We start from the raw sequence: 22297 nt of genomic DNA, 5'->3' as shown, positions 1-22297 counted from the left end.
TCTTTACCGGTTAGTGTGCTGATATGGCTCAGTCGGTAGAGCGCATCCTTGGTAAGGATGAGGTCCCCAGTTCGATTCTGGGTATCAGCACCATTTTCAAGCAGTACAGCTTTTGCCTGACGGCAATAGCGCCGTGGAACCACCTGATCCCATGCCGAACTCAGAAGTGAAACGCGGTAGCGCCGATGGTAGTGTGGCATTCGCCATGCGAGAGTAGGACACTGTCAGGCACCTATTCAGAAGAGGCCTCCCATGCGGGAGGCCTTTTTGCATTTCTGTCCTCCCGCCGCAATTCCCTGCTTCTATTTCAGTAAAAATGCTGGGCTATCAAGGGATTGCTCGTTACTCTTTAGCCGTTGCCCGATGAACACGTGATGCTGCCTGCGAGGTATTGATGGCTACGTTGAAGGAAATTGCACAGGAGGCGGGGGTATCGCTTGCTACCGTATCCCGTGTGCTGAACGAGGATCCCAACCTGAGCGTCAAGGACGAGACCAGGCAGAAGATCTTCGAGATTGCCGAGCGGCTGGAGTACAAGACCAGCAGCGCCCGCAAAGGGGTGCACAAGAGCAAGCTGCAGCTCCTGGCTGTCTACGCCTATCCCCAGAGCACCGAGGTCAACGATCCCTATTACCTCGCCATCCGCTACGGCATCGAGACCCAGTGCACCCGCCTCAACATCGAGCTGGCCCACTGCTACAACGGTGCCGAGGGGCGTGAGCTCTCTGCCGTCGATGGCATCCTGGTCATCGGCCATCTGCCGGAAGAACGGCTGGCCGTGCTGCGCGGCCTGTCTGCCCAGCTGGTGTTCGTGGATTGCCGCTCTCAGGGGGATTTTGACTCGATTGACGTTGATTTGGCACTCATCAGCCAGCAGGTAGTGGACTTCTTCATCGCCGAGGGCCATCAGCGCATCGGCTATATCGGTGGCCAGGATGATGGCCCGGATCTGCGGGAACTGGCTTTCCGGGATTATGGCCAGCGGCTTGGCGTGGTACAGGAGAGCGACCTCTATCGCGGAGACTTCTCCAGCGCTTCCGGCTACAAGCTGGCGAAGGAGATGCTGGCCGGTGACTGGCCCAGGGCGCTGTTTGTCGCCTCCGACTCCATCGCCATCGGTGTGCTGCGTGCCATCCACGAGAAGGGACTGGCGATTCCCCAGCAGATCGAGCTTATCAGCGTCAACGATATTCCGACTGCCAAGTTCACCTTCCCGCCGCTCTCAACGGTGCGGATCCACTCCGAGTTGATGGGCTCCCAGGGGGTCAATTTGCTGGTCGAACGGCTGCGTGACGAGCGTGATATTCCACTCCGGGTGCTGGTACCGAGCAAGTTGACCCTGCGTGGCACCACGCGCTGATTTTAGTAAAATACCCTGCATTTTAGTCGCACCATCTTGCGGTGGTGCGACACTCCTCCCAAGTACACTGCTTTGCCATATCATCCAATGACGTCACATCACATTGTTTTATAGTTGATTTTACTGCTATTCAGCCAGCTATCATCAACATCCATGCCACTCATCTATACCTTGCCCTCCTTTGTCTCCCGCTTCTGATCTCGCTCACAAAACCATCCGCTCACTGTGATCAGGTTAAAACTTTACCTATTCAAAACTGATATTTAGTAAATATTTATCTAGGGTTTACCCAGTTAACGTTGCCTTGTTCCGGGAGGACATGTGAATAACTGGGAAAACGTCCAATTCATTGGTGAAAACAGGCTGGCTCCGCGCGCCTACTTCTTCTCTTATGCCGATCACGGGCTGGCGGCCACCATGCAGCGCGAGCTGAGCCGCCGTTTTCTGAGCCTGAGCGGCCAGTGGCAGTTCCACTACTTCGACCATCCTCTGCAGGTGCCGGAGGCCTTCTATCACAGCCCCATGAACGAGTGGGGCCAGATCACCGTGCCCAACATGTGGCAGATGGAAGGGCATGGCAATCTGCAGTACACCGACGAAGGTTTTCCTTTCCCCATCGATGTGCCCTTCGTGCCGACCAACAACCCCACCGGCGCCTATCAGCGCAGCTTCACGCTGAGCCCGGCCTGGGACGGCGAGCAGGTGATCATCAAGTTTGACGGGGTGGAGACCTACTTCGAGGTCTATGTAAACGGCCACTATGTCGGCTTCAGCAAGGGGAGCCGCCTCACCGCCGAGTTCGATATCAGCGCCTACGCCAAGGTTGGCGAAAACCTGCTGTCAGTGCGGGTGATGCAGTGGGCCGACTCCACCTATATCGAAGATCAGGACATGTGGTGGATGGCGGGGATTTTCCGCGACGTCTACCTGGTGGGCAAACCGGCCGCCCATGTGCAGGACTTCTTTATCCGCACCGCGCTGGCCGATGGCAATCAGATTGCCGGCCAGAGCGCCACCCTGAGCTGCGATATCCAGCTGGAAAATCTTGGTGCGCCAGCCCGTGATCACCGTCTGGTCTGGTCGCTGCTGGATCAGGGCAGCGAGATCGCCAGCGGCTCGCTCGACCATCTCGCCATCGACGGCAAGTGTGATTGCCGTTTCACGCTGGATCTGGCCAACCCCCATCTGTGGAGTGCCGAAGACCCTTACCTCTACCAGCTGCAACTCTCCCTCTACAACGGTCAGGGCGAGCTGCTGGAAGTGATCCCGCAGCGGGTCGGGGTGCGTGAAATCACCGTCAAGGATGGCCTCTTCTACGTCAACGGCCACTACCTCAAGCTGCACGGGGTGAACCGCCACGACAACGACCACCTCAAGAGCCGTGCGGTCGGCATGGATCGGGTGGAGCGCGATATCGTGCTGATGAAGCAGCACAACCTCAACTCGGTGCGCACCGCTCACTACCCGAACGACCCGCGTTTCTACGAGCTGTGCGACCAGTACGGCCTGTTCGTGATGGCAGAGACCGATGTGGAGACCCACGGTTTTGCCAACGTCGGCGATCTCAGCCGCATCACTGACGATCCCTTCTGGGAGCCGGTGTTCGTGGATCGCATCGAGCGCCACGTGCACGCCCAGAAGAACCACCCCTCCATCATCATCTGGTCGCTCGGCAACGAGTCCGGCTACGGCTGCAACATCAGAGCCATGTACCAGCGCTGCAAGGGGATCGACCCGACCCGGCTGGTGCACTACGAAGAGGATCGCGATGCCGAGGTGGTGGATGTGGTGAGTACCATGTACTCCCGCGTCTCCCAGATGAACTGCTTCGGCGAGTTCCCGATGGCCAAGCCGCGTATCCTCTGCGAATACGCCCACGCCATGGGCAACGGCCCGGGTGGCCTGAGCGAATACCAGCAGGTGTTTGACCGCCATCCCCACATTCAGGGCCACTATATCTGGGAGTGGTGCGATCACGGCATTCTGGATCAGGACGAGCAGGGCCGCCCGGTCTACAAGTACGGCGGCGACTACGGCGACTACCCCAACAACTACAACTTCTGCATGGATGGCCTCATCTATCCGGATCAGACCCCGGGGCCGGGGCTGCGCGAATACAAGCAGGTGATCTGCCCGGTCAAGGTGCGCGCCCTGGATCTGGCGAGCGGCAAGCTGGCGGTGGAAAACCGCTACTGGTTCTCCACTCTCGACGACATCCGCCTGCTGGTCGAAGTGAAGGCCGAGGGCGAACTGCTGGCCAGCCAGCAAATCCGGCTGGAAGGGGTGGCCCCCGGTGCCACCACCGAGTTGCAGCTCGAACTGCCATCCCTCGATGGGCGGGAAACCTTCGTCCAGCTGCGGGTCATCAAGGCCAGTGCGACCCGCTACAGCGCGGCGGAGCACGAGCTGGGCCAGTACCAGTTCCAGCTGAAGGTATCGACTCGCCAGCTGCAGCCCTTTGCCAATCCCAACGCCACCCCGTTGCATATTGCCGATGAGCGCCTCACGCTGACCTTGAGCGGCAGCGGCTTTGCCCTGCGCTTCTCGCGCCTCGACGGCAAGCTGGTGAGTTGGCAGCAGGATGGTATCGAGCTCATCGAGCGAGCCCCGCGCCTCACTTTCTTCAAGCCGATGATCGACAACCACAAGCAGGAGTACGAGAGCCTGTGGCACCCGAACCACCTGCAGATCATGCAGGAGCACTTCCGCACCTTAAGCTGGCGCCAGCTGGGTGAGGCGGTCGAGGTAACGGTGGAGAGTCTGATCGCACCGCCGGTGTTCGACTTTGGCATGCGCTGCCGCTACGTCTATACCCTGAGCCGGAACGGTCAGCTGCACGTGGCTCTGTCCGGCCAGCCCTACGGCGGCTATGACGACATCATCCCCAAGATCGGCTTCGAGCTGGGCATTCGTCAGGATCTCGACCGGGTGCACTACTACGGTATGGGGCCGGGCGAGAACTATCAGGACAGCCGCCAGAGCAACTGGATCGACAGCTTCCAGAGCACAGTCAGCGAGATGTGGGAGCACTACCCCTTCCCGCAGGACAACGGCAACCGCCAGCAGGTGCGCTGGGCGACCCTGACCAACCGTCACGGCGCCGGTCTCTACGTGCGGCCTGATGCCCCCATCAACCTGAGCGTCTGGCCCTACAGCTGGGAGCACATCCATGCGGCGCAACACATCAACGAGCTGGAACCGAGTGGCTATCTCACTCTCAACCTGGATTACAGGGTGGTGGGGCTCGGCTCCAACTCCTGGGGCTCCGAGGTGCTGGACTCCTGGCGGGTGCGCTTCGAGCCGTTCAGCTTCGGCCTGACCCTGCTGCCCATCTCCCGTGGCAACCTCAATCCGGCTGCGCTGGCCGGGCTCGATCTCACCATCAACGGCGGGAGGAACCTCGCATGATCACCCTGGACAACCTGACCCTGTTCAAAAACATCTACCGGGAGGGCAAGAAGTGGGGCCGCTGCGTGGAGGCCATCAACAACCTGCCGAACCTCAAGCCCGGCATCTGTCACTCCATCGGTGACTCCCTCACCTACCGCTTGCAGGAGGGGGCCAGCCCGGCCACCTCGTTGTTCGAGGGGCAGCGCCGCTACTTCGACGTTCACTACTACCTGGAAGGGGAAGAGACGGTGGAGTGGGCCCCCAAGTCGGAGCTGGGGGTCGAGCAGGCCTATGACGACACCACGGACCGCGAGTGGCTGGCCGGTGAGGTGCGCGAGCGCCAGCAAGTCGGCAACGGTCAGGTGGTGATCTTCGAGAACGACGAGGCTTACCGGTTCGCAGGCGACAGCCCGGTGCGCAAGCTGATCATCAAGGTCACCGTCGAAGGCGGCTACTTCAAAAACAAATAACAAGCCGCCGGTTCTGCACTGACAAAGCCGGAAGGGCGGGGCTCACCCTACACATCATGCCCCGCTCTTTCGCGAGATAACTACAGGTCTGGAGATGTACCATGTCTGATTCCAAACGCAATACGATAGGCAAGTTTGGTCTGCTGTCGCTCACCTTCGCGGCGGTATTCAGCTTCAACAACGTCATCAACAACAACATCGAGATCGGTCTGGCCTCGGCCCCGATGTTCTTTCTGGCCACCCTTTTTTACTTCATTCCGTTCTGTCTGATCATTGCGGAGTTCGTGTCACTGAACAAAAACTCCGAAGCGGGCGTCTATGCCTGGGTGAAGAGCTCCCTCGGCGGCCGCTGGGCCTTTATCTCCGCCTACACCTACTGGTTCGTGAACCTCTTCTTCTTCACCTCGCTGCTGCCGCGGGTCATCGCCTACGCCTCCTATGCCTTCCTCGGCTACGAGTACATTCTCACCCCGGTGGCGACCACGGCATTGAGCATGGTGCTGTTTGCCTTTGCCACCTACGTCTCCACCAACGGCGCCAAGATGCTCGGCCCCATCACCTCGGTGACCTCGTCCCTGATGCTGCTGCTGACCCTCTCCTACATTCTGCTGGCAGGTGCGGCACTGGTGGGCGGCGTACAGCCAGCCGACCCCATCACGGTAGAGGCCATGGTCCCCGATTTCAGCTGGGCCTTCCTGGGTATTACGACCTGGATCTTTATGGCGGCCGGTGGCGCCGAGTCGGTGGCGGTCTACGTCAATGACGTGAAAGGGGGCTCCAAGTCTTTCGTGAAGGTGATCATCATCGCCGGGATCTTTATCGGGGTGCTCTACTCCATTGCCTCGCTGTTGATCAACGTGTTCGTGCCGAGCGGTACCCTGAAATATACCGGCGGCTCGGTGCAGGTGTTCGAGGGGCTGGCGGCCTACTTCGGTTTGCCGGAGATCCTGATGAACCGCTTCGTCGGTCTGGTCTCCTTCACCGCCATGTTCGGCTCCCTGCTGATGTGGACGGCGACCCCGGTGAAGATCTTCTTCTCCGAAATCCCGGCCGGCATCTTCGGCAAGAAGACGGTCGAGCTGAACGAGAACGGCGTGCCCGCCCGCGCAGCCTGGATCCAGTACCTTATCGTGCTGCCGCTGATGGTGATCCCGACTCTGGGCTCCAACACCGCTCAGGATCTGATGAACACCGTCATCAACATGACCGCTGCCGCTTCCATGCTGCCGCCGCTGTTCATCATGCTGGCCTACCTCAATCTGCGCCTGAAGCTCGACCACCTGCCGCGGGATTTCAAGATGGGCTCGCGCTCCACCGGCATCGCCGTGGTCTCGGTGCTGATCGCCATCTTCTCGGTGGGCTTCCTCGCCTCCACCTTCCCGACCGGCGCCGACATCATGACCATCGTCTTCTACAACGTCGGCGGGATCGTGATCTTCCTTGGCTTCGCCTGGTGGAAATACAACAGATACGAAGCCTCCCTCAGTGCCGAAGCGCGTGCGAAAGAGGCCCAGCCGACGGCGCAGGTTGCCATGCAGACGCCATAGCCACGGCATTGAATCCCAATCAAACCGGGTGGCCGTTGGCCACCCGCAAACCGTTGAACCAGAAAAGGAAAAGTGCATGAGCGAGACGATCGAGTTTGCCGAATTCAAACGGGTCGAGATGAAGGTGGGCAAGGTGTTGGAGGTGGTGCGTCACCCCGGTGCCGACAAACTCTACATCGTCCAGATCGACGTGGGTGGCGAGCGGCCGCTGCAGACCGTCACCAGTCTGGTGCCTTACTACAGCGAAGAGGAGCTGATGGGCAGCGAGGTGGTGGTACTGACCAACCTCAAGCCCACCAGGATGCGCGGCGAGCGTTCCGAGTGCATGTTGCTCTGTGCCGAGACCCCGGACGAGAGCCAGAGCGTGCTGTTGCAACCGCGGGTGCCGATGGCGCCGGGCACCCCGATCGTCTGACTGGTATTGCGAGCTGGTGCGGAGAGATTGCACCGGTTCACCAACGAGGCCGTCCACGCGGCCCGATCATAACAAGAGAGTAAAGCGCGGGGCCGACAGACCCTTGCTGAACACATCACAGAGTCACAGCGCTCCCCGCAGTGAGCGCGAGTCCACTGGAGGACACCATGTCTGAATCCGTACGCGGCACCATAGGCAAGTTTGCCCTGTTGTCGATGACCTTTGCCGCCGTGTTCAACGTGCGCAACATCGTCAACAACAACATCGAGCTGGGGCTCAGTTCCGCTCCCATCTTCCTGCTGGCGACCATCGTCTACTTCATCCCGTTTGTCTTCATCATCGCCGAGTTTGTCTCCGCCAACAAAAACTCCGAGTCGGGGATGTACGACTGGCTGAAAAAACCGCTCGGTACCCGGATGGCCTATCTGGGCTCGTTTCTCTACTGGTTCGTGAACCTGTTCTGGTTCGTCTCCCTGCTACCCAACGTCATCGCCTACGCCTCCTACGCCATGCTGGGCTATGAGTACAGCTTCTCGCCCATGGTCACCTCGGTCATCTCCATCGTGCTGTTTGCGGCGGCGACCCACATCTCCACCAAGGGGGCGAGCTGGCTCGGCAAGATTGCCGAAATAGTGGCCTACGGGGTATTTGCCCTGTTCGCCATCTATGTACTGGGCGCCCTGATGGCCCTTAGTGGCGATCATGTGCCGGCCCAGCCCATCACGCTGGAGGCGATGACTCCCACCGTCAACTGGGCGACGCTCGGCATCATGTGCTGGATCTTCCAGGCGGCGGGCGGTGCCGAGACGGCAGCGGCCTACCTCAATGACGTGAAGGGGGGCCAGAAGTCCTTCATCAAGGTGATCATCAGCGCCGGTATCGTCATCGGTGCCATGTATGCGGTCGGTTCCCTGCTGGTGAACGTGTTCGTACCGCGCGAGAGCCTCACCTATGCCGGCGGCATGGTGGAGATCTTCACAGGCATGGCCCAGTACTTCCAGCTGTCGGAAGCGTTGGTGGGCCGCTTCGTCGGCGTGGTGCTGTTCATCGCCATGTTCGGCTCCATGATGATGTGGACCTCGGCGCCGGTGAAGATCCACTTCTCCGAGATCCCGCAGGGGGTTTACGGCGAGAAGACCACCCAGCTCAACGAGCACGGTGTGCCGGTGCGCGCCGCCTGGTGGCAGTTTGTCTTCGTGTTCGCGATGCTGGTGGTCAACGGGTTTGGCTCCGAGTCGGTGCAGCAGATGATGAACACCGCCATCAATCTCACCGCCGGTACTGCCATGCTGCCGCCGATCTTCATCATGGTGGCCTACTTCGTGTTCCGCTGGAAACATGACGACACCCCGCGCGAGTTTCGCATGGGGTCGCGCACCTTCGGGATGGGGGTGGTGTCGGTGCTGATCGCCATCTTCGTGGTGAGCATGAGCGCCTCCGCCTTCCCGGCCGGGGTGGATCTGGTGCGCGCCTTCTTCATCAACGTCTTCATGACCGCGGTCTTCTCGGCGCTGGCCTACTGGTGGATCTCCCGCTTCGAGAAACGGCAGGCCCGCAAGCTCGCCAGCAATGAGAAGAAAGCGGGCAGCGGCCCCCTGGCCAGCCAGCGCTGACCGGCATGTGGCAAACAAAAAACGGGCGACCAGGGTCGCCCGTTTTTTGTTGGCCGGATCCGGGGCCGGAGGGTCAAAATCGTTTAGTTTTGCTGTGAGAATGTGCGTTATCGTTTAACAAAATGAAACAAATGAAGCTGCCGCTCAACTTTGCACCACAGGGTGTTCGGGGTAAGCTTGTCCCTTCGTATCCGGGGTCGCCGCCTGATGACGCCTTCCCCGTGCCCTGTCGTCCCCATCCCGTGCGGGACGCGCTTTCTCTGGAGATTCTCCGTGCGTCTGGATCCTTTTACCTCTGTGCTGATTGCCGTGGTGGCCCTGGCCTCCTTCTTCCCCTGCGAGGGGCAGGTGGCCGTCTGGTTCGGTCTGCTGACCAAGCTGGCGGTGGCGCTGCTGTTCTTCATGCATGGCGCCAAGCTGTCGCGCCAGAACCTGCTGGCGGGCCTCGGCCACTGGCGGCTGCATCTGGTGGTGATGGCCAGCACCTTCCTGCTCTTCCCGCTGCTGGGGCTGCTGCTCACGCCCCTGGTGCCCCAGTGGCTGAGCCCGGCCATCTATCTCGGTTTCTTGTATCTGTGCGCCCTGCCCGCCACCGTGCAGTCGGCCATCGCCTTCACCTCCATGGCGGGCGGCAATGTGTCGGCGGCGGTGTGCAGCGCCTCGGCCTCCAGCATTCTCGGCATCTTCCTCTCGCCGGTGCTGGTGGGGCTGATGATCAATGTGCAGGGGGAGGGGGTCGATACCTGGCACTCCATTCAGGCCATCATGGTGCAGCTGATGCTGCCCTTCGTGGTGGGCCACCTGTCACGCCCCCTCATCGGTGGCTGGGTTGACAGCCACCGGCCGCTCATCGGCAAGCTGGATCAGAGCTCCATCCTGCTGGTGGTCTATGTGGCCTTCAGCGAGGCGGTGGTGCAGGGGATCTGGCACCAGGTCGGCTGGTACGATCTCGCCAGCATCGTGCTGCTGAGTTGCGTGCTGCTGGCGCTGGTGCTGGGGTGGAACGTCTGGATCAGCCGTCGCCTCGGTTTCAACAGGGCGGACGAGATCACCATCGTCTTCTGCGGCTCCAAGAAGAGCCTGGCCAACGGGGTGCCCATGGCCAACGTCATGTTCCCGGCCGCCAGCGTCGGGGTCATGGTGCTGCCGCTGATGATCTTCCACCAGATCCAGCTGATGGTGTGCGCCGTGCTGGCCCGCCGCTACCGCGAGCAGGAGGCCCTGCCCCAGGTACAGGAGGGGTAAGCGGTCCGGATAAAGAAGAGGGAGGCCATGGGCCTCCCTCTTTCGTTTGCCGCGTCGTCAGCGTTTGCGCCAGACGGTGAGCTGGGCCACCGTGTGCTGGTACTTGCGGGCGGTCTCGCGGATGACGAAGGGGACGTCCCTCGGGGGCATGTGCTCCTCGAACTCCTCCGCCAGCAGCCGTTGCAGCGCCTGATAGGTGCCGAGGGCCTCGCCGTTTTCCCGGATGCCGCCGAGCCAGTTGGCCTTGGGGGTGTAGTCGGTCAGCCAGGTGTAGGGGCTGGTGAGCACCAGCAGGCCGCCGCTGCGAAGGCGCGGAGCAATGTCCCGCAGGAAGCGGGCGGGCTCCCGCAGCCGGTCGATCAGGTTGGAGGCGAGCACCAGGTCGTAGTCACCGTACTTGGGCTTGAGGTTGCAGGCATCCCCCTGGCTGAAGTGGACCCGTTCGCTCTGCTCGCGACCAAGCTCGTGGCGGGAGAGGCGCGCCTCGCAATATTCCACCAGATCTCCTTCCACCGGCACCGCATAGCGGAAGCTGTCCTGTCTTGCCAGGGTCAGGGCCACGTCGATGAAGCGGGCCGAGTAGTCCACCCCGTCCACGTGGGCGAAGCGGCGAGCCAGTTCGAAGCTGGCGCGGCCGGTGGCGCAGCCGATATCCAGCGCCCGGTCATGGCGGCCGCAGAGCTCGCTGGCAAGACCGGCCAGAGCCTCGGCGTAGTTGGCGACCCCAAAGTGGTTCGGACCGTACTGGAAGTCGAGATACTGGGCGACGAGCGTGTCGGTTTCATAAGGGTTCACGATGACGGGCTCCTGATGGCGTGAGACCAGGTAGCGGAAGCCCGCGTGCTGGAAGAAGTGGCGACGGAAGGCGTAGCGGGAGGATTTGAGTGCCTCGTTGCCGGTGCTGATCCAGCTCCCGCCCTTGATGAGGGTGTGCTTGCCGTCGAAGGTGGGGGTGGAGAAGTCGTCGTAGAGGGGGTGCACCTTGAACCCCTCGAAGCCGTCGATGGCGGTGCTGGTCCACTGCCAGACGTTGCCCACCAGATCGAAGAAGCTGCCCTGGGGGCAGGCATCCACCGGACAGGAGGAGGCGAAGCGGGCCAGATTGATGTTGCCGGGGGCCTCCATCCAGTCCGGCTGATCGCCGGCCAGTTGCTCCCGCAGCAGCATCCACTCCCCCTCGCTTGGCAACTGGACGGGCAGGCCGGTCTGATCCGCCTTCCAGCGGCAGAAGGCGGCGGCCTCCAGTTGGTTCACCTCCACCGGCCAGTCCCAGGGCATGGGGACCTGCTCGGTCATCAGCCGCAGTTGCAACTGCTCGGGTTCATTGGGATCGCCGACCCAGAAGGTGGGCATGCGGGCGTTGGCATACTGGCGCCAGCCCCGGCCCTCGTCGTCCCACCAGGCGGGCGCTTCATATCCGCCCGCCTGCACGAAGGCCAGGTATTCGGCGTTGCTCACCAGCATGCGGCTGGCCTGGAAGGGGGGCAGCTCGATGTGGCGCTCGCCGTATTCGTTGTCCCAGCCGTAGGTGGCATCCTGTTTGCCGAGGCGCACCTGGCCGCCGGCCACCGGCAGCAGGGTGTTGACGGGGACGGCGGCGAGATCGTGGCGCGCCTCGGGGCAGACCGGCCACTGGGGCTGGCTGCGCACCCAGGCCAGGGGCAGCTGGCGGATAAGCACGCTGGAGGTCTCGAGGTGGATGCGCTCGTGCTCTATCCCCATCAGGATGACCCAGGCTGGGCTCTGCCAATGGATGGGCAGCTCGATCGGCATTCGCTCGATGAAATCACACACCAGGGCGCGCACGCGGCCGCGGTAGGCGCGCAGTTCGGCCACCGTGGGCCAGTCGTAGTGGGTCTCGTCCAGATCGTCCCAGCTCATTTCGTCTACCCCGATGGCGACCAGGGCCTCGATGCGGGGGTCGAGGCGGCTCTCGATGAGGCGCGCCGCCAGCAGCTTGTTGACGAAGAAGGCGGCGGTGTGGCCGTAGTAGAAGATGAGGGGGTGGCGCAGGGGGATCGCCTTGTTGAACCAGGCCCGCTCGTCGGCCAGGCAGTCGAACAGCGAGTCGTAGAGATCGAAGGTCTGGCAGAAGTAGGCGAGCAGCTCGCGGCGCTTGTGGTCGGGATCGTCGCCGGTCAGCAGCGGGGTGCGGGTGGGGGCAGGCAGGCCCGGATGGACGAATGGGTGGCTGGCTTGGGTCACGCTCTGACTCCTTGTTGATTCTGGCGGGTGAAGCAGCGATGGAGTGCTCTATACGCACCAGGTATCACTATTGGCTCAACGAACCGGGGCGGCAACCAAAAAAATGGGTCAACGCCCCCCTTCGGGTGTGGTCAGATTGACCAGATTGTGGTCTGAATGGCTCTTTGTTATGTACCCTTCGAGCCTCGAAATATTGAAATGGATAGATAAATCATGATGTTAACCATATGGCACAGGGTTTGCTGATTGCCACTCACCTGCCGCGCCGTGCGGCAAAGAGGAAACGAGGAGTAGCGGGATGAAATGGATGCTGGGAGTGGTGCTGGCCCTGGGACTGACCGGATGCAGCTGGCAGGATGACGTCAAGGTGCGCGGGGAGGGGGCCGTGGTGGAGCAGCAGCATCCCCTGGGGCATGAGGTGACCCGGGTGCTGGCGGGCGTGCCCGCCAACCTGTACCTGGTGGCGGGAGAGAGCCACACCCTCAGGGTCAAGGGGGAGGCCAACCTGCTGCCCTATCTGGTACTCACCGAGCAGGGGGAGAAGCTGGAGATCGAGGTCAAGGATGGCTACCGGCTCGACCCCACCCAGCCGCTGGAGATCACCATCACCCTGCCGACGCTGCACGAGTTGGCACTGGCGGGGGTTGGCAACGGCGCCTTGCGCGACTTCAAGGGGGATGATCTGGTGCTCTCCCTGGCGGGTACGGGGGACATCGTCGCCAGCGGGCTGACGCTGGATCGGCTGGAAGGCAACATCGCCGGGCTGGGCAACCTGGATCTGGGGCAGGGCTCCGCCCGGGTGATGGCGCTGAACATCGCCGGCGCCGGTGGTGTCAAGGGAGCCGGGCTCGCCAGCGAGGAGGTCGAGGTGAGCATCGCCGGCAGTGGCGAGGTCGAGGTGCGGGCCCGGTCGCGGCTCAAGATAGAGATCGCCGGTGCCGGTGCGGTCAACTACTGGGGCAGCCCAGCGCTGACCAGCGAGATCGCGGGCTCGGGCCAGGTGAGCCGGTTGGGGAGCTGATCCCATCATCGCAACAATGAAAAAGGCCCCTCGGGGCCTTTTTTGCAGGATGCGACACTGTTGGGCGACGCTTCACTCGAGGGGGAGTGCGAGGCCCAGATCGGCGTTCAGGCGCATCAGCAGCCACTGCATGCCGGCGAGGTGCTGGTGGTCATGGCTGACGAGCAGGCGCACCAGACCGTCTAGGGTCACCTCCCCATAGCCGCCATAGCGGGCGCGGCGCTGCCAGGCGTCGGACGGCACCGTCTTCAACCATTCGACGGTCTGCAGGCGGGCGGTACGAAAGCGGTCGAGCTGCGTGGCGGTATCCTGTCGGGGGTAATCATGGTCCAGCGCCAGCTGATAGCCATCGAGGGAGGCGAGCTCCGGCAGGCTTTCTGCCAGGGTGCGACGAAACCGCACCTGATAGCCCAGCACCTCGATGTCCAGCAGGTGGCAGAGGTGCCCCCTGGCACTGAAACGCTCGGAGGGGATCCCGGCCCAGTTGGCGGGTTCCCAGTCCAGGTGGTCGGTGGGGACCTGTGCCAGCAGCCGCTCGAACTGATCCGGCATGGCCAGCAATGTGGTGAAGAGAGGCATCCTTGTCTCCTGTTTCCGGGTGAATGGCCGCCCGCTGACGGGGCGGCCACGAGCGGGTCAGCCTCAGGCCGGTTCGCCCAGGTGGTTGGCGTGAAAGCGCAGGTGCGCCTCGATGAAGCTCGCCACGAAGTAATAGCTGTGGTCGTAGCCGGCATGGCGGTTGAGCGTCAGGGGCCACGCCCGGGTGGCGGCCACTTCGGCCAGGGTGTCGATGCCGAGCTGCTCCGCCAGGAAGGGGTCGTCCAGCCCCACGTCCACCAGGGTCGGCAGGGGCGGGCTGTCGTGGTGGCGCAGCAGCTGGCAGGCATCCCACTCCTGCCACAGCAGGGGGTTGTTGCCGAGGTAGGCGCCGAGGGCCTTCTGGCCCCAGGGGCAGCGGCTCGGGTGGCTGATGGGGCTGAAGGCCGACACCGAGCGGTAGCGACCCGGCTCGCGCAGGGCGGCGATGAGGGCGCCGTGGCCCCCCATGGAGTGGCCGCTGATGGCGCGCTTCGTCGAGACCGGGAAGTGGGTCTCGATGAGCTCGGGCAGCTCCCGGGTGACGTAATCGTACATCTGGTAGTGATCCCGCCAGGGGGTCTGGGTGGCGTTGACGTAGAACCCCGCCCCCATGCCGAGGTCATAGCCGGGATCGTCCGCCACCCCTTCACCGCGGGGGCTGGTGTCCGGCGCTACCAGAGCGATGCCGAGCTCGGCGGCGATGCGCTGGGCCCCGGCTTTTTGCATGAAGTTCTCGTCGGTGCAGGTGAGACCGGAGAGCCAGTAGAGCACCGGCACTTTCTGGCCGGTGAGGGCCTGGGGCGGCAGGTAGATGGCGAAGCGCATCTCGCACCCCAGCACATTGGAGCGGTGGCGATACTGCTTGTGCCAGCCGCCGAAGCTCTTGTTGCTGCTGATGATGTCCAGATTCATGTAAGGACTCCTTGCCCCGCCCATGCGATGGGCGGGGCGCTCATGGGATCAGTAGTGGATGACGGTGCGGATGCTCTTGCCTTCGTGCATCAGATCGAACGCCTCGTTGATCTGCTCGAGGGGCATGGTGTGGGTGATGAAGTCGTCCAGCTTGAACTCACCCTGCATGTAGCGCTGCACATAGCTCGGCAGCTCGCTGCGACCGCGCACGCCGCCGAAGGCGCTGCCGCGCCACACCCGGCCGGTGACCAGCTGGAACGGACGGGTGCTGATCTCCTGGCCCGCACCGGCCACGCCGATGATGACGGATTCGCCCCAGCCCTTGTGGCAGCACTCCAGCGCCGCGCGCATCACCTTGACGTTGCCGATGCACTCGAAGGAGAAGTCGACGCCGCCGTCGGTCATCTCGACGATCACCTCCTGAATGGGCTTGTCGAACGTGTTCGGGTTGATGCAGTCGGTGGCGCCCAGCTTGCGGGCCAGCTCGAATTTGCTCTCGTTGATGTCGATGGCGATGATGCGGCCGGCCTTGGCCAGGCGCGCGCCTATGATGGCGGAGAGGCCGATGCCCCCCAGCCCGAAGATGGCGACGCTCTCACCCTCTTTCACCTTGGCGGTGTTCATCACGGCGCCGATGCCGGTGGTGACGCCGCAGCCCAGCAGGCAGACCTCTTCCAGGGGGGCGGCCGGATCCACCTTGGCGATGGAGATCTCGGGCAGCACCGTGTATTCGCTGAAGGTGGAGGTGCCCATGTAGTGGTAGATGGGCTGGCCGTCCTTGGAGAAGCGGGTGGTGCCGTCCGGCATCAGCCCCTTGCCCTGGGTGGCGCGGATCTTCTGGCACAGGTTGGTCTTGCCGGATTTGCAGAACTTGCACTCGCCGCACTCGGGGGTGTAGAGCGGGATCACGTGATCGCCGACCTTGACGCTGGTGACGCCCTCGCCGACGGACTCGACGATACCGCCCCCTTCATGGCCCAGGATGCAGGGGAAGACCCCTTCCGGATCTTCACCGGAGAGGGTGAAGGCATCGGTGTGGCAGACGCCGGTCGCGACGATGCGCACCCGCACCTCGCCGGCCTGGGGCGGCATGACCTCGACCTCTTCGATGGAGAGGGGCTGACCCGGTCCCCAGGCGATGGCGGCTTTACACTTGATGCTCTGAACCTGTGCCATGAATGACGTCCTCGTAGTGGTTGGATGAACGGAAATGAGTTCGGAGATCCAGTGTAGTTTCCCGCCGATTTGGTGATAATAACGCTAAGTATCAAATCACTTTTACACACAGGTAATAATGTTCGGCTGGGAAGGGGTCTGTGAATTTGTCAGCGTGGCGGAGCAGGGGGGCTTTACCCCGGCCGCGCGCAAGCTCGGGGTGTCGGTGGCCCAGGTGAGCCGCCAGGTGGCGCAGCTCGAAGACAGGCTGCAGGCCAAGCTGCTGCTGCGCACCACCCGCCAGGTGCGACTCACCGAACTCGGGGAGATCTATTTTCGTCACTGCCGCCAGTTGCTGGACAACCTCTACGAGGCGGAGCTGGCGGTGGGACGCCATCAGGCGGTGCCCCAGGGCTCCTTGCGCATCACGGCCCCGGTCTCCTACGGCGAGAGCCGCATCGCCCCCCTGGTGAACGACTTCATGGTGCGCTTCCCCCAGCTGGAGGTGACCCTCAACCTCACCAACCAGTTGCTGGATCTGGTGCACGAGGGGTTCGATCTGGCGATCCGCCTCGGCCACCTCAAGGATTCGACCCTGGTGGCCCGCAAGCTGGCGCAGCGGGTTCCCTATGTGTGCGCCTCCCCTGCCTACACCGCCCGCCACGGCATGCCCAACAGTCTCTCGGAGCTGGCCCGTCACACCTGCCTGGTGGGCAACGGGGACGAGTGGCACTTCACCCTGAACGGTAAACCCCACAGCGTGCGGGTACGCGGTCTGCTTCAGTGCAACAGCGGCCACGCCCTGCTGGATGCGGCCATCAAGGGGATCGGCATCATCCAGCTGCCGGACTACTACGTGAGCGACCACCTCGCCCGGGGGGAGCTCATCGAGCTGCTGCCGGAGCTGCGGGCCCCCGAGGAGGGGATCTGGGCCCTCTATCCCCACAACCGCCACCTCTCCCCCAAGGTGCGGCTGCTGGTGGACTATCTGGCCGAGCGCCTCAGCGATCCCCACCAACCCGCCCTGGTTCGGCCCATCGGCTGAGCCGTCGCCCGAAAAAGAAAAGGCCCGCATGTGCGGGCCTTTTGCATGGCATGAAGGGCGGGGCTATTCCCGCTCCTTGACGTAGGGGGTGCCGAGGGCCTTGGGGGCCACCGCCTTGCCGATGAAACCGGCCAGCAGGAAGACCGTCAGGATGTAGGGCAGCGCCTCGATGGCCTGCACCGGGATCGGGAAATCGCCGATGCTGACCCCTTGCAGCCGGATGGCGACCGCGTCGAGGAAGCCGAACAGCAGACAGGCCGCCATGGCGTTCCAGGGGCGCCACTTGCCGAACACCAGGGCCGCCAGCGCCATGAAGCCCTTGCCCGCGCTCATGTTGGGGATGAACTGGGCGGTCTGGGCCACCGCCAGATAGGTGCCCCCGATCCCCGCCAGCAGGCCGCCGATGATGAGGGCGGTATAGCGCATCCGCACCACGGAGATACCGGCGGTATCCACCGCCGCCGGGGCTTCGCCCACCGCCCGCAGCCGCAGGCCGAAGCGGGTGCGGAACAGCACCCACCAGGCCAGGGGCACGGCGGCGAACGCCACGTACTCCAGCAGGGAGTGACCGCTCAAGAGCTCGCTGTAGAGCTGGCCGATGACGGGCACGTCATAGAGCTCCTTGGCATAGGGCAGGTCGATGGGGGCGAAGCGCGCCGCACCGGAGAGCGCCGGGGTCTGGCCACCCTGATCGAACCAGTAGCGCCCCAGGGTCACGGTGAGACCGGCCGCCAGGATGTTGATGGCCATGCCGCTCACCACCTGATCACCCCGGTGGGTGATGGTGGCGAAGCCGTGTAGCAGGGCGAACAGGATGGAGATCCCCACCCCGACCCCCAGCCCAATCCAGGCGGAACCGGTGACGGCGGCCGCCGCCGCACTGGCGAAGGCGGAGGCCAGCAGCTTGCCCTCCAGGGCGATGTTGACTACCCCGGAGCGTTCACAAAACATCCCGGCCATAGCGGCAAGAATGAGCGGCGGCGCGGTGCGGATGGTGGCATCCAGCATCAGGATCAGCATTTCGAACATGATCAGGCTCCTTTGACTTGCGCGGCTGAGCGGTTGGCGAAGGCCAGGTAGGCCTGCTCGATGCGCGGGCGCAGCATGTGCTCCAGGGCGCCGCAGAACAGGATCACCAGACCCTGCAGCACCACGACGATGTTGCGGTCCACCCCGAACTCGAAGCTGAGCTCGGCGCCGCCCTGGTAGAGGAAGCCGAACAGCAGGCTGGCGATGATGACGCCGACCGGGTGGTTGCGACCCATCAGGGCCACCGCGATGCCGGTGAAGCCGAAGCCTTCCACGAAGTTGAGCTTGATCTGGTGCAGCTCACCCTGCAGCACGTTGAGGGCGAAGAAGCCCGCCAGCATGCCGGAGATCACCATGGCCAGGATCACCACCTTGGGGTAGGAGATACCCGCATAGGCGGAGGCACTCTGGCTTGCGCCCACGGAGCGGATCTCGTAGCCCCAGCGGGTATGCCAGATGAAGACCCACACCAGGGCCGCACAGATCAGCGCCCAGAAGAAGCTGATGTTGAGGGGGCTGTTGGGCATGGCGATGCCGAAACCGGCCGCCAGCTCGCTCATCTTCGGCAGCCAGCTCGCCACGGCGAACACCTTGCTCTCGGTGGCCATGGATCCTGGCGGCTTGAAGACGTCGACCAAGAGGTAGGCCATCAGGGAGGCGGCGATGAAGTTGAACATGATGGTGGTGATGACGATGTGGCTGCCCCGCTTGGCTTGCAGCCAGGCCGGGATGAAGGCCCAGGCCGCGCCGAACAGGCCGCCGGCGATGATGGCGAGCGGCAGCAGCAGGGCGAACGGCAGCACGTCCCCGAGCAGCAGACAGACCAGACCGACCCCGAGGCCGCCGATATAGGCCTGCCCTTCACCGCCGATGTTGAACAGGCCGGCGTGGAAGGCCACCGCCACCGCCAGACCGGTGAAGATAAAACCGGTGGCGTAATAGAGGGTGAAGCCTATCCCCTCGCCGGTGCCGAAGGCGCCGTACCACATGATTTCGGCTGCCTCGATGGGGCTGATGTCGAGGTAATAGAACAGGATGGCCGACACCAGGAAGGCCAGCAGGATATTGACTGCGGGCAGCACGCCCACGGATATCCAGGCAGGAACACGTGCTTGGCTCATGAATGGGCCTCCTTGATATCGTCGGGGACTGGTGTGTTGACCATCATCAGGCCGAATCCGTTACAAGTGGTTGTGACCTTCATGATGTGGCTCCTTGTGATTGGCTTGCCGCCACGTCGTCAGGAACTATGTTCGCCATCATCAGGCCGATGGTGCGTTCATCCGCCCTGGCGCCGTCCAGCTCGCCGACGATGCGGCCATCGGCGATGACCAGAATGCGGTCGGAGAGGCTCATGATCTCGTCCAGCTCCACCGACACCAGCAGCACTGCCTTGCCCTTGTCGCGCATGGCGATGATCTGCTGGTGGATGTACTCGATGGCGCCGATGTCGACGCCCCGGGTCGGCTGGCCGACCAGCAGCACATCCGGGTCCTGCTCCACTTCCCGGGCGATCACCAGCTTCTGCTGGTTGCCGCCGGAGAAGTTGGCGGTCTTGTGCTCCGGGCTCGGCGGGCGCACGTCCCACTTCTCCATCTTGGCCTGGCAATCCTGGCGGATCGCCTCCTTGTCCTGCAGCCAGCCCTTGTTGTACTGGGCACGGCGGTGATAGCCGAGGATGAAGGCCTCTTTCGCCTCGAAGCGGTTGATGAGCCCCATCTTGTGCCTGTCTTCCGGGATGTGGCCGAGGCCGAAGTTGCGCACCCGCTCCGGGTCGGCCGGGTGGCTCTGGCTCACCTCGTGGCGCTGCGCCCCGGCGATGGTGAAGCCGCCCTTGCTGGGCTTGAGGATGCCGCCGAGCATGCTGAGCAGCTCGGACTGGCCGTTGCCGGAGACCCCGGCGATGCCGACCACTTCCCCCGCCCGCACTTCGAAGCTGACGGATTTGACCCGTTCCACCCCGGCATCATCGACGTAAGAGAGGCCCTCGACCTTGAGCTTGGCCTCGCCCGGCTGGGCGGTGCCCTTGTCGACCTTGAGGCGCACCTTGCGGCCCACCATCAGCTCGGCGAGCTGCTCCTTGTCGGTGTCTTTGGTGGCGACATGGGCCACCATCTCTCCCCGGCGCATGATGGAGACCTGATCCGTGATGGCCAGGATCTCCCGCAGCTTGTGGGTGATGAGGATGACGGTCGCCCCCTGATCTCGCAGCTTCTTGAGCACCTCGAACAGGTGATCCGCCTCTTGCGGGGTCAGTACCCCGGTGGGCTCGTCGAGGATCAGGATGCGGGCACCGCGATAGAGCGCCTTGAGGATCTCGACCCGCTGTTGCAGGCCCACCGGCAGATCCTCGACCTTCTCGTGCAGCGGCACCTCGAGACCATAGTCCCGTGCCAGCTCGCCCAGCAGCTTCTCGGCGGCCGCCAGGCTCTTGCCCAGGCGCCAGCCGTTCTCGGCCCCCAGGATGACGTTTTCCAATACGGTAAAGTTGTTCACCAGCATGAAGTGCTGGTGCACCATGCCCACCCCGGCGGCAATCGCATCTTGGGAGCCATGGGGTTTGAACGGATTCCCGTCGATCAGCATCTCGCCTTTGTCGGCGTGGTAGAAACCGTAAATGATGCTCATCAGGGTCGACTTGCCGGCGCCATTTTCGCCGACGATGCCGTGAATGCTGCCTTTACGAACCTGAAGGTCGATCTGCTTGTTGGCGTACACGTCGCCGAACCGCTTATCGATACCCCTTAATTCGATGGCATAGCGATCTGTCTGGTCCATGATGCAGTCCTTGCGGGTCATGAAGTAGAGACTAAAAACCGGCCCGTGCGGGCCGGTCATCACTGGTTGAGAGTCGTAGCAGTGACTCGGTATTTGCAGGATCAGTACTTACAGGAGTTGTCGCTCATGTAGTCGTGCACCTTGATTTTGCCGGCGATGATGTCGGCCTTGATGCTCTCGACCTTGGCTTTCATTTCCGGGGTGATCAGCTTGGCGTTGTTCTCGTCCAGCGCCCAGTCAACCCCGCCTTCGGCCAGACCCAGGGACTGGATGCCCGGCTTCCAGCTGCCCTTGGCGGCGTCATCCCAGCTCTTGTACGCGGCCAGACCCACGGACTTGACCATGGAGGTCAGCATGGTGCCCGGTTGCAGGTGGTTCTGGTTGGAATCCACACCGATGGCCAGCTTGCCTTCGTCCTTGGCAGCCTGATAGACACCGATACCGGTGCCACCGGCGGCGGCATAGACCACGTCGGCGCCCTTGGCGAACTGGGACTTGGCCAGTTCTGCACCCTTGGCGGGGTCAGCAAAGGCTGCCGGGGTGGAGCCGGTCATGTTCTGATAGACGTCGATCTTCGGATTGATGTACTTGGCGCCCTGCTCATAGCCGCACTGGAACTTGCGGATCAGCGGGATGTCCATGCCGCCCACGAAGCCGACCTTGCCGGTCTTGGAGGCGATGGCCGCCAGGGCACCCACCAGGAAGGAACCTTCATGCTCCTTGAAGATGAGGGACTGGACGTTCGGCTTGTCGACCACCATGTCGATGATGGTGAACTGGGTGTTCGGGAACTCGGTGGCGACCTTCTCTACCGCGGAACCCATGTTGAAGCCGACGGCGACGATGGGGCCGTTGCCACGGCTGGCCAGACGACGCAGGCCCTGCTCACGCTGGGCTTCGTTCTGGGGCTCGAACTCCTTGACCTTGACGCCTTTGTCCTTGTTGTAGACTTCGACGCCGTTGCGGAACACGGCTTCGTTGAAGGACTTGTCGAATTTGCCTGCGGTGTCATAGATGACGGCGGGCTCGGAGGCTGCCTGGGCGGACAGGGCAGCGAGGGTGAGGGCGGCCACGGTGGCCAGCTTGAGCACTTTAGTCACGATCGTATCCTTGATTGTTATGTGAGGGTCCACAACCTGTCTTGGCAGGTCATAAAGCACGCTGGCTAACTGTAAGTGAGCCAGCCCGTTGGTCAAGGGGATCATAGAGGAAAAACGTTTGCGTTAACGGTTTGAAATATAAGCAAATTGCCTTATAAGTGTTTGTTTTATGGTGTTTTTGCAGAATTAAATTCCGGGATTAATAGGGCTCGATCGACATTTGTGTTTGGATTCATGACGTTAGGCGCAACCGTTTTCCTCCCCTGATGAAAAAACTGGCTTCCATCGGCACCAGCCCTGCGGCCTCATCGACGCCACATTGGCGGGCTGGCTGGCTGATCGCCAGGAGGTCCGCCCCGGGTGTGACAGCCCACGATGGGTGGCTATTTCCCCTCCCAGGGCCGTCGTCTGTGGCCGTTTTTCCTGCTCGCTC

The 22297-nt window shown here is 62.8% G+C and carries 17 protein-coding genes, 1 tRNA gene and 1 rRNA gene; 11 read left to right on the top strand and 8 right to left on the bottom strand.

The features are described 5' to 3' along the window. The first annotated feature begins 17 nt into the window (after positions 1-17). The 9 genes from AB5Y47_RS04330 to AB5Y47_RS04290 all read left to right on the top strand — a co-directional run bounded on the left by AB5Y47_RS04330 (position 18) and on the right by AB5Y47_RS04290 (position 10040). Positions 18-93: transfer RNA gene (locus tag AB5Y47_RS04330), tRNA-Thr, on the top strand. Between the two features lie 22 nt (positions 94-115). Next, positions 116-230 (top strand): 5S ribosomal RNA (gene rrf, locus AB5Y47_RS04325). A 164-nt stretch (positions 231-394) separates the two neighbouring features. Beyond that, positions 395-1360 carry a transcriptional regulator EbgR gene (gene ebgR, locus AB5Y47_RS04320; RefSeq protein WP_049637047.1) on the top strand — a complete coding sequence of 322 codons (966 nt, stop codon included), beginning with the start codon at positions 395-397 and terminating at the stop codon, positions 1358-1360. A gap of 321 nt (positions 1361-1681) precedes the next feature. Continuing rightward, entirely contained in the window at positions 1682-4768 is a 3087-nt protein-coding gene (gene ebgA, locus AB5Y47_RS04315) for a beta-galactosidase subunit alpha (protein ID WP_049637046.1), read from the top strand. Then, positions 4765-5220: a beta-galactosidase subunit beta gene (locus AB5Y47_RS04310; RefSeq protein ID WP_049637045.1), complete on the top strand. Its 456-nt coding sequence runs from the start codon at positions 4765-4767 to the stop codon at positions 5218-5220. Before ebgA ends, AB5Y47_RS04310 begins: the two co-directional genes overlap by 4 nt. Before the next feature lie 101 nt (positions 5221-5321). Beyond that, positions 5322-6767 (top strand): amino acid permease, encoded by a 1446-nt coding sequence (locus tag AB5Y47_RS04305; RefSeq protein ID WP_368219880.1) that lies wholly within the window; start codon positions 5322-5324, stop codon positions 6765-6767. 76 nt (positions 6768-6843) lie between these two features. Next, positions 6844-7182, top strand: coding sequence for a tRNA-binding protein (locus AB5Y47_RS04300; protein WP_026080427.1), 339 nt, complete (start codon positions 6844-6846; stop codon positions 7180-7182). Positions 7183-7349: 167 nt separating this feature from the next. Continuing rightward, on the top strand, positions 7350-8795 hold the full coding sequence (locus AB5Y47_RS04295; protein WP_319874410.1) for an amino acid permease: 1446 nt from the start codon (positions 7350-7352) through the stop codon (positions 8793-8795). Between the two features lie 273 nt (positions 8796-9068). Continuing rightward, complete coding sequence (locus AB5Y47_RS04290) at positions 9069-10040, top strand: bile acid:sodium symporter family protein (protein WP_069784189.1); 972 nt, start codon at positions 9069-9071, stop codon at positions 10038-10040. A 57-nt stretch (positions 10041-10097) separates the two neighbouring features. Here the strand turns inward: AB5Y47_RS04290 and ovoA are convergent, their stop codons facing one another. Continuing rightward, positions 10098-12245 carry a 5-histidylcysteine sulfoxide synthase gene (ovoA, locus tag AB5Y47_RS04285; protein ID WP_346199692.1) on the bottom strand — a complete coding sequence of 716 codons (2148 nt, stop codon included), beginning with the start codon at positions 12243-12245 and terminating at the stop codon, positions 10098-10100. A 298-nt stretch (positions 12246-12543) separates the two neighbouring features. Here ovoA and AB5Y47_RS04280 point away from each other — a divergent pair, with 298 nt between their 5' ends. Continuing rightward, positions 12544-13266: a DUF2807 domain-containing protein gene (locus AB5Y47_RS04280; protein ID WP_042864626.1), complete on the top strand. Its 723-nt coding sequence runs from the start codon at positions 12544-12546 to the stop codon at positions 13264-13266. A gap of 72 nt (positions 13267-13338) precedes the next feature. Here the strand turns inward: AB5Y47_RS04280 and AB5Y47_RS04275 are convergent, their stop codons facing one another. From AB5Y47_RS04275 to AB5Y47_RS04265, 3 genes are all read right to left on the bottom strand, one after another. Beyond that, positions 13339-13845 carry a DinB family protein gene (locus AB5Y47_RS04275; protein ID WP_042650299.1) on the bottom strand — a complete coding sequence of 169 codons (507 nt, stop codon included), beginning with the start codon at positions 13843-13845 and terminating at the stop codon, positions 13339-13341. Between the two features lie 63 nt (positions 13846-13908). Further along, complete coding sequence (fghA, locus tag AB5Y47_RS04270) at positions 13909-14757, bottom strand: S-formylglutathione hydrolase (RefSeq protein WP_039039543.1); 849 nt, start codon at positions 14755-14757, stop codon at positions 13909-13911. 48 nt (positions 14758-14805) lie between these two features. After that, a complete protein-coding gene (locus AB5Y47_RS04265) occupies positions 14806-15933 on the bottom strand; it encodes an S-(hydroxymethyl)glutathione dehydrogenase/class III alcohol dehydrogenase (protein ID WP_010672469.1) in 1128 nt (375 codons plus the stop codon). Positions 15934-16051: 118 nt separating this feature from the next. On the opposite strand from AB5Y47_RS04265, the gene AB5Y47_RS04260 reads away from it, so the two are divergent. Next, positions 16052-16957 carry a LysR substrate-binding domain-containing protein gene (locus tag AB5Y47_RS04260; RefSeq protein ID WP_039039541.1) on the top strand — a complete coding sequence of 302 codons (906 nt, stop codon included), beginning with the start codon at positions 16052-16054 and terminating at the stop codon, positions 16955-16957. Positions 16958-17020: 63 nt separating this feature from the next. Here the strand turns inward: AB5Y47_RS04260 and AB5Y47_RS04255 are convergent, their stop codons facing one another. The 4 genes from AB5Y47_RS04255 to AB5Y47_RS04240 form a co-directional block, all read right to left on the bottom strand. Next, positions 17021-17986, bottom strand: a complete 966-nt coding sequence (locus AB5Y47_RS04255; protein ID WP_010672471.1) for an ABC transporter permease — start codon at positions 17984-17986, stop codon at positions 17021-17023. Positions 17987-17988: 2 nt separating this feature from the next. Further along, the gene (locus AB5Y47_RS04250) at positions 17989-19107 is read right to left on the bottom strand and encodes an ABC transporter permease (protein ID WP_109112064.1); all 1119 of its coding nucleotides are present in this window, start codon (positions 19105-19107) and stop codon (positions 17989-17991) included. Between the two features lie 79 nt (positions 19108-19186). After that, complete coding sequence (locus tag AB5Y47_RS04245; RefSeq protein WP_368219878.1) at positions 19187-20764, bottom strand: ABC transporter ATP-binding protein; 1578 nt, start codon at positions 20762-20764, stop codon at positions 19187-19189. A 101-nt stretch (positions 20765-20865) separates the two neighbouring features. Next, complete coding sequence (locus tag AB5Y47_RS04240; RefSeq protein WP_041212138.1) at positions 20866-21864, bottom strand: BMP family protein; 999 nt, start codon at positions 21862-21864, stop codon at positions 20866-20868. Between the last annotated feature and the right edge of the window lie 433 nt (positions 21865-22297).

Source organism: Aeromonas sp. R7-2 (assembly GCF_040908105.1).
Classification (GTDB): domain Bacteria; phylum Pseudomonadota; class Gammaproteobacteria; order Enterobacterales; family Aeromonadaceae; genus Aeromonas; species Aeromonas caviae.
This window is presented reverse-complemented; position numbering and strand designations above follow the sequence as displayed.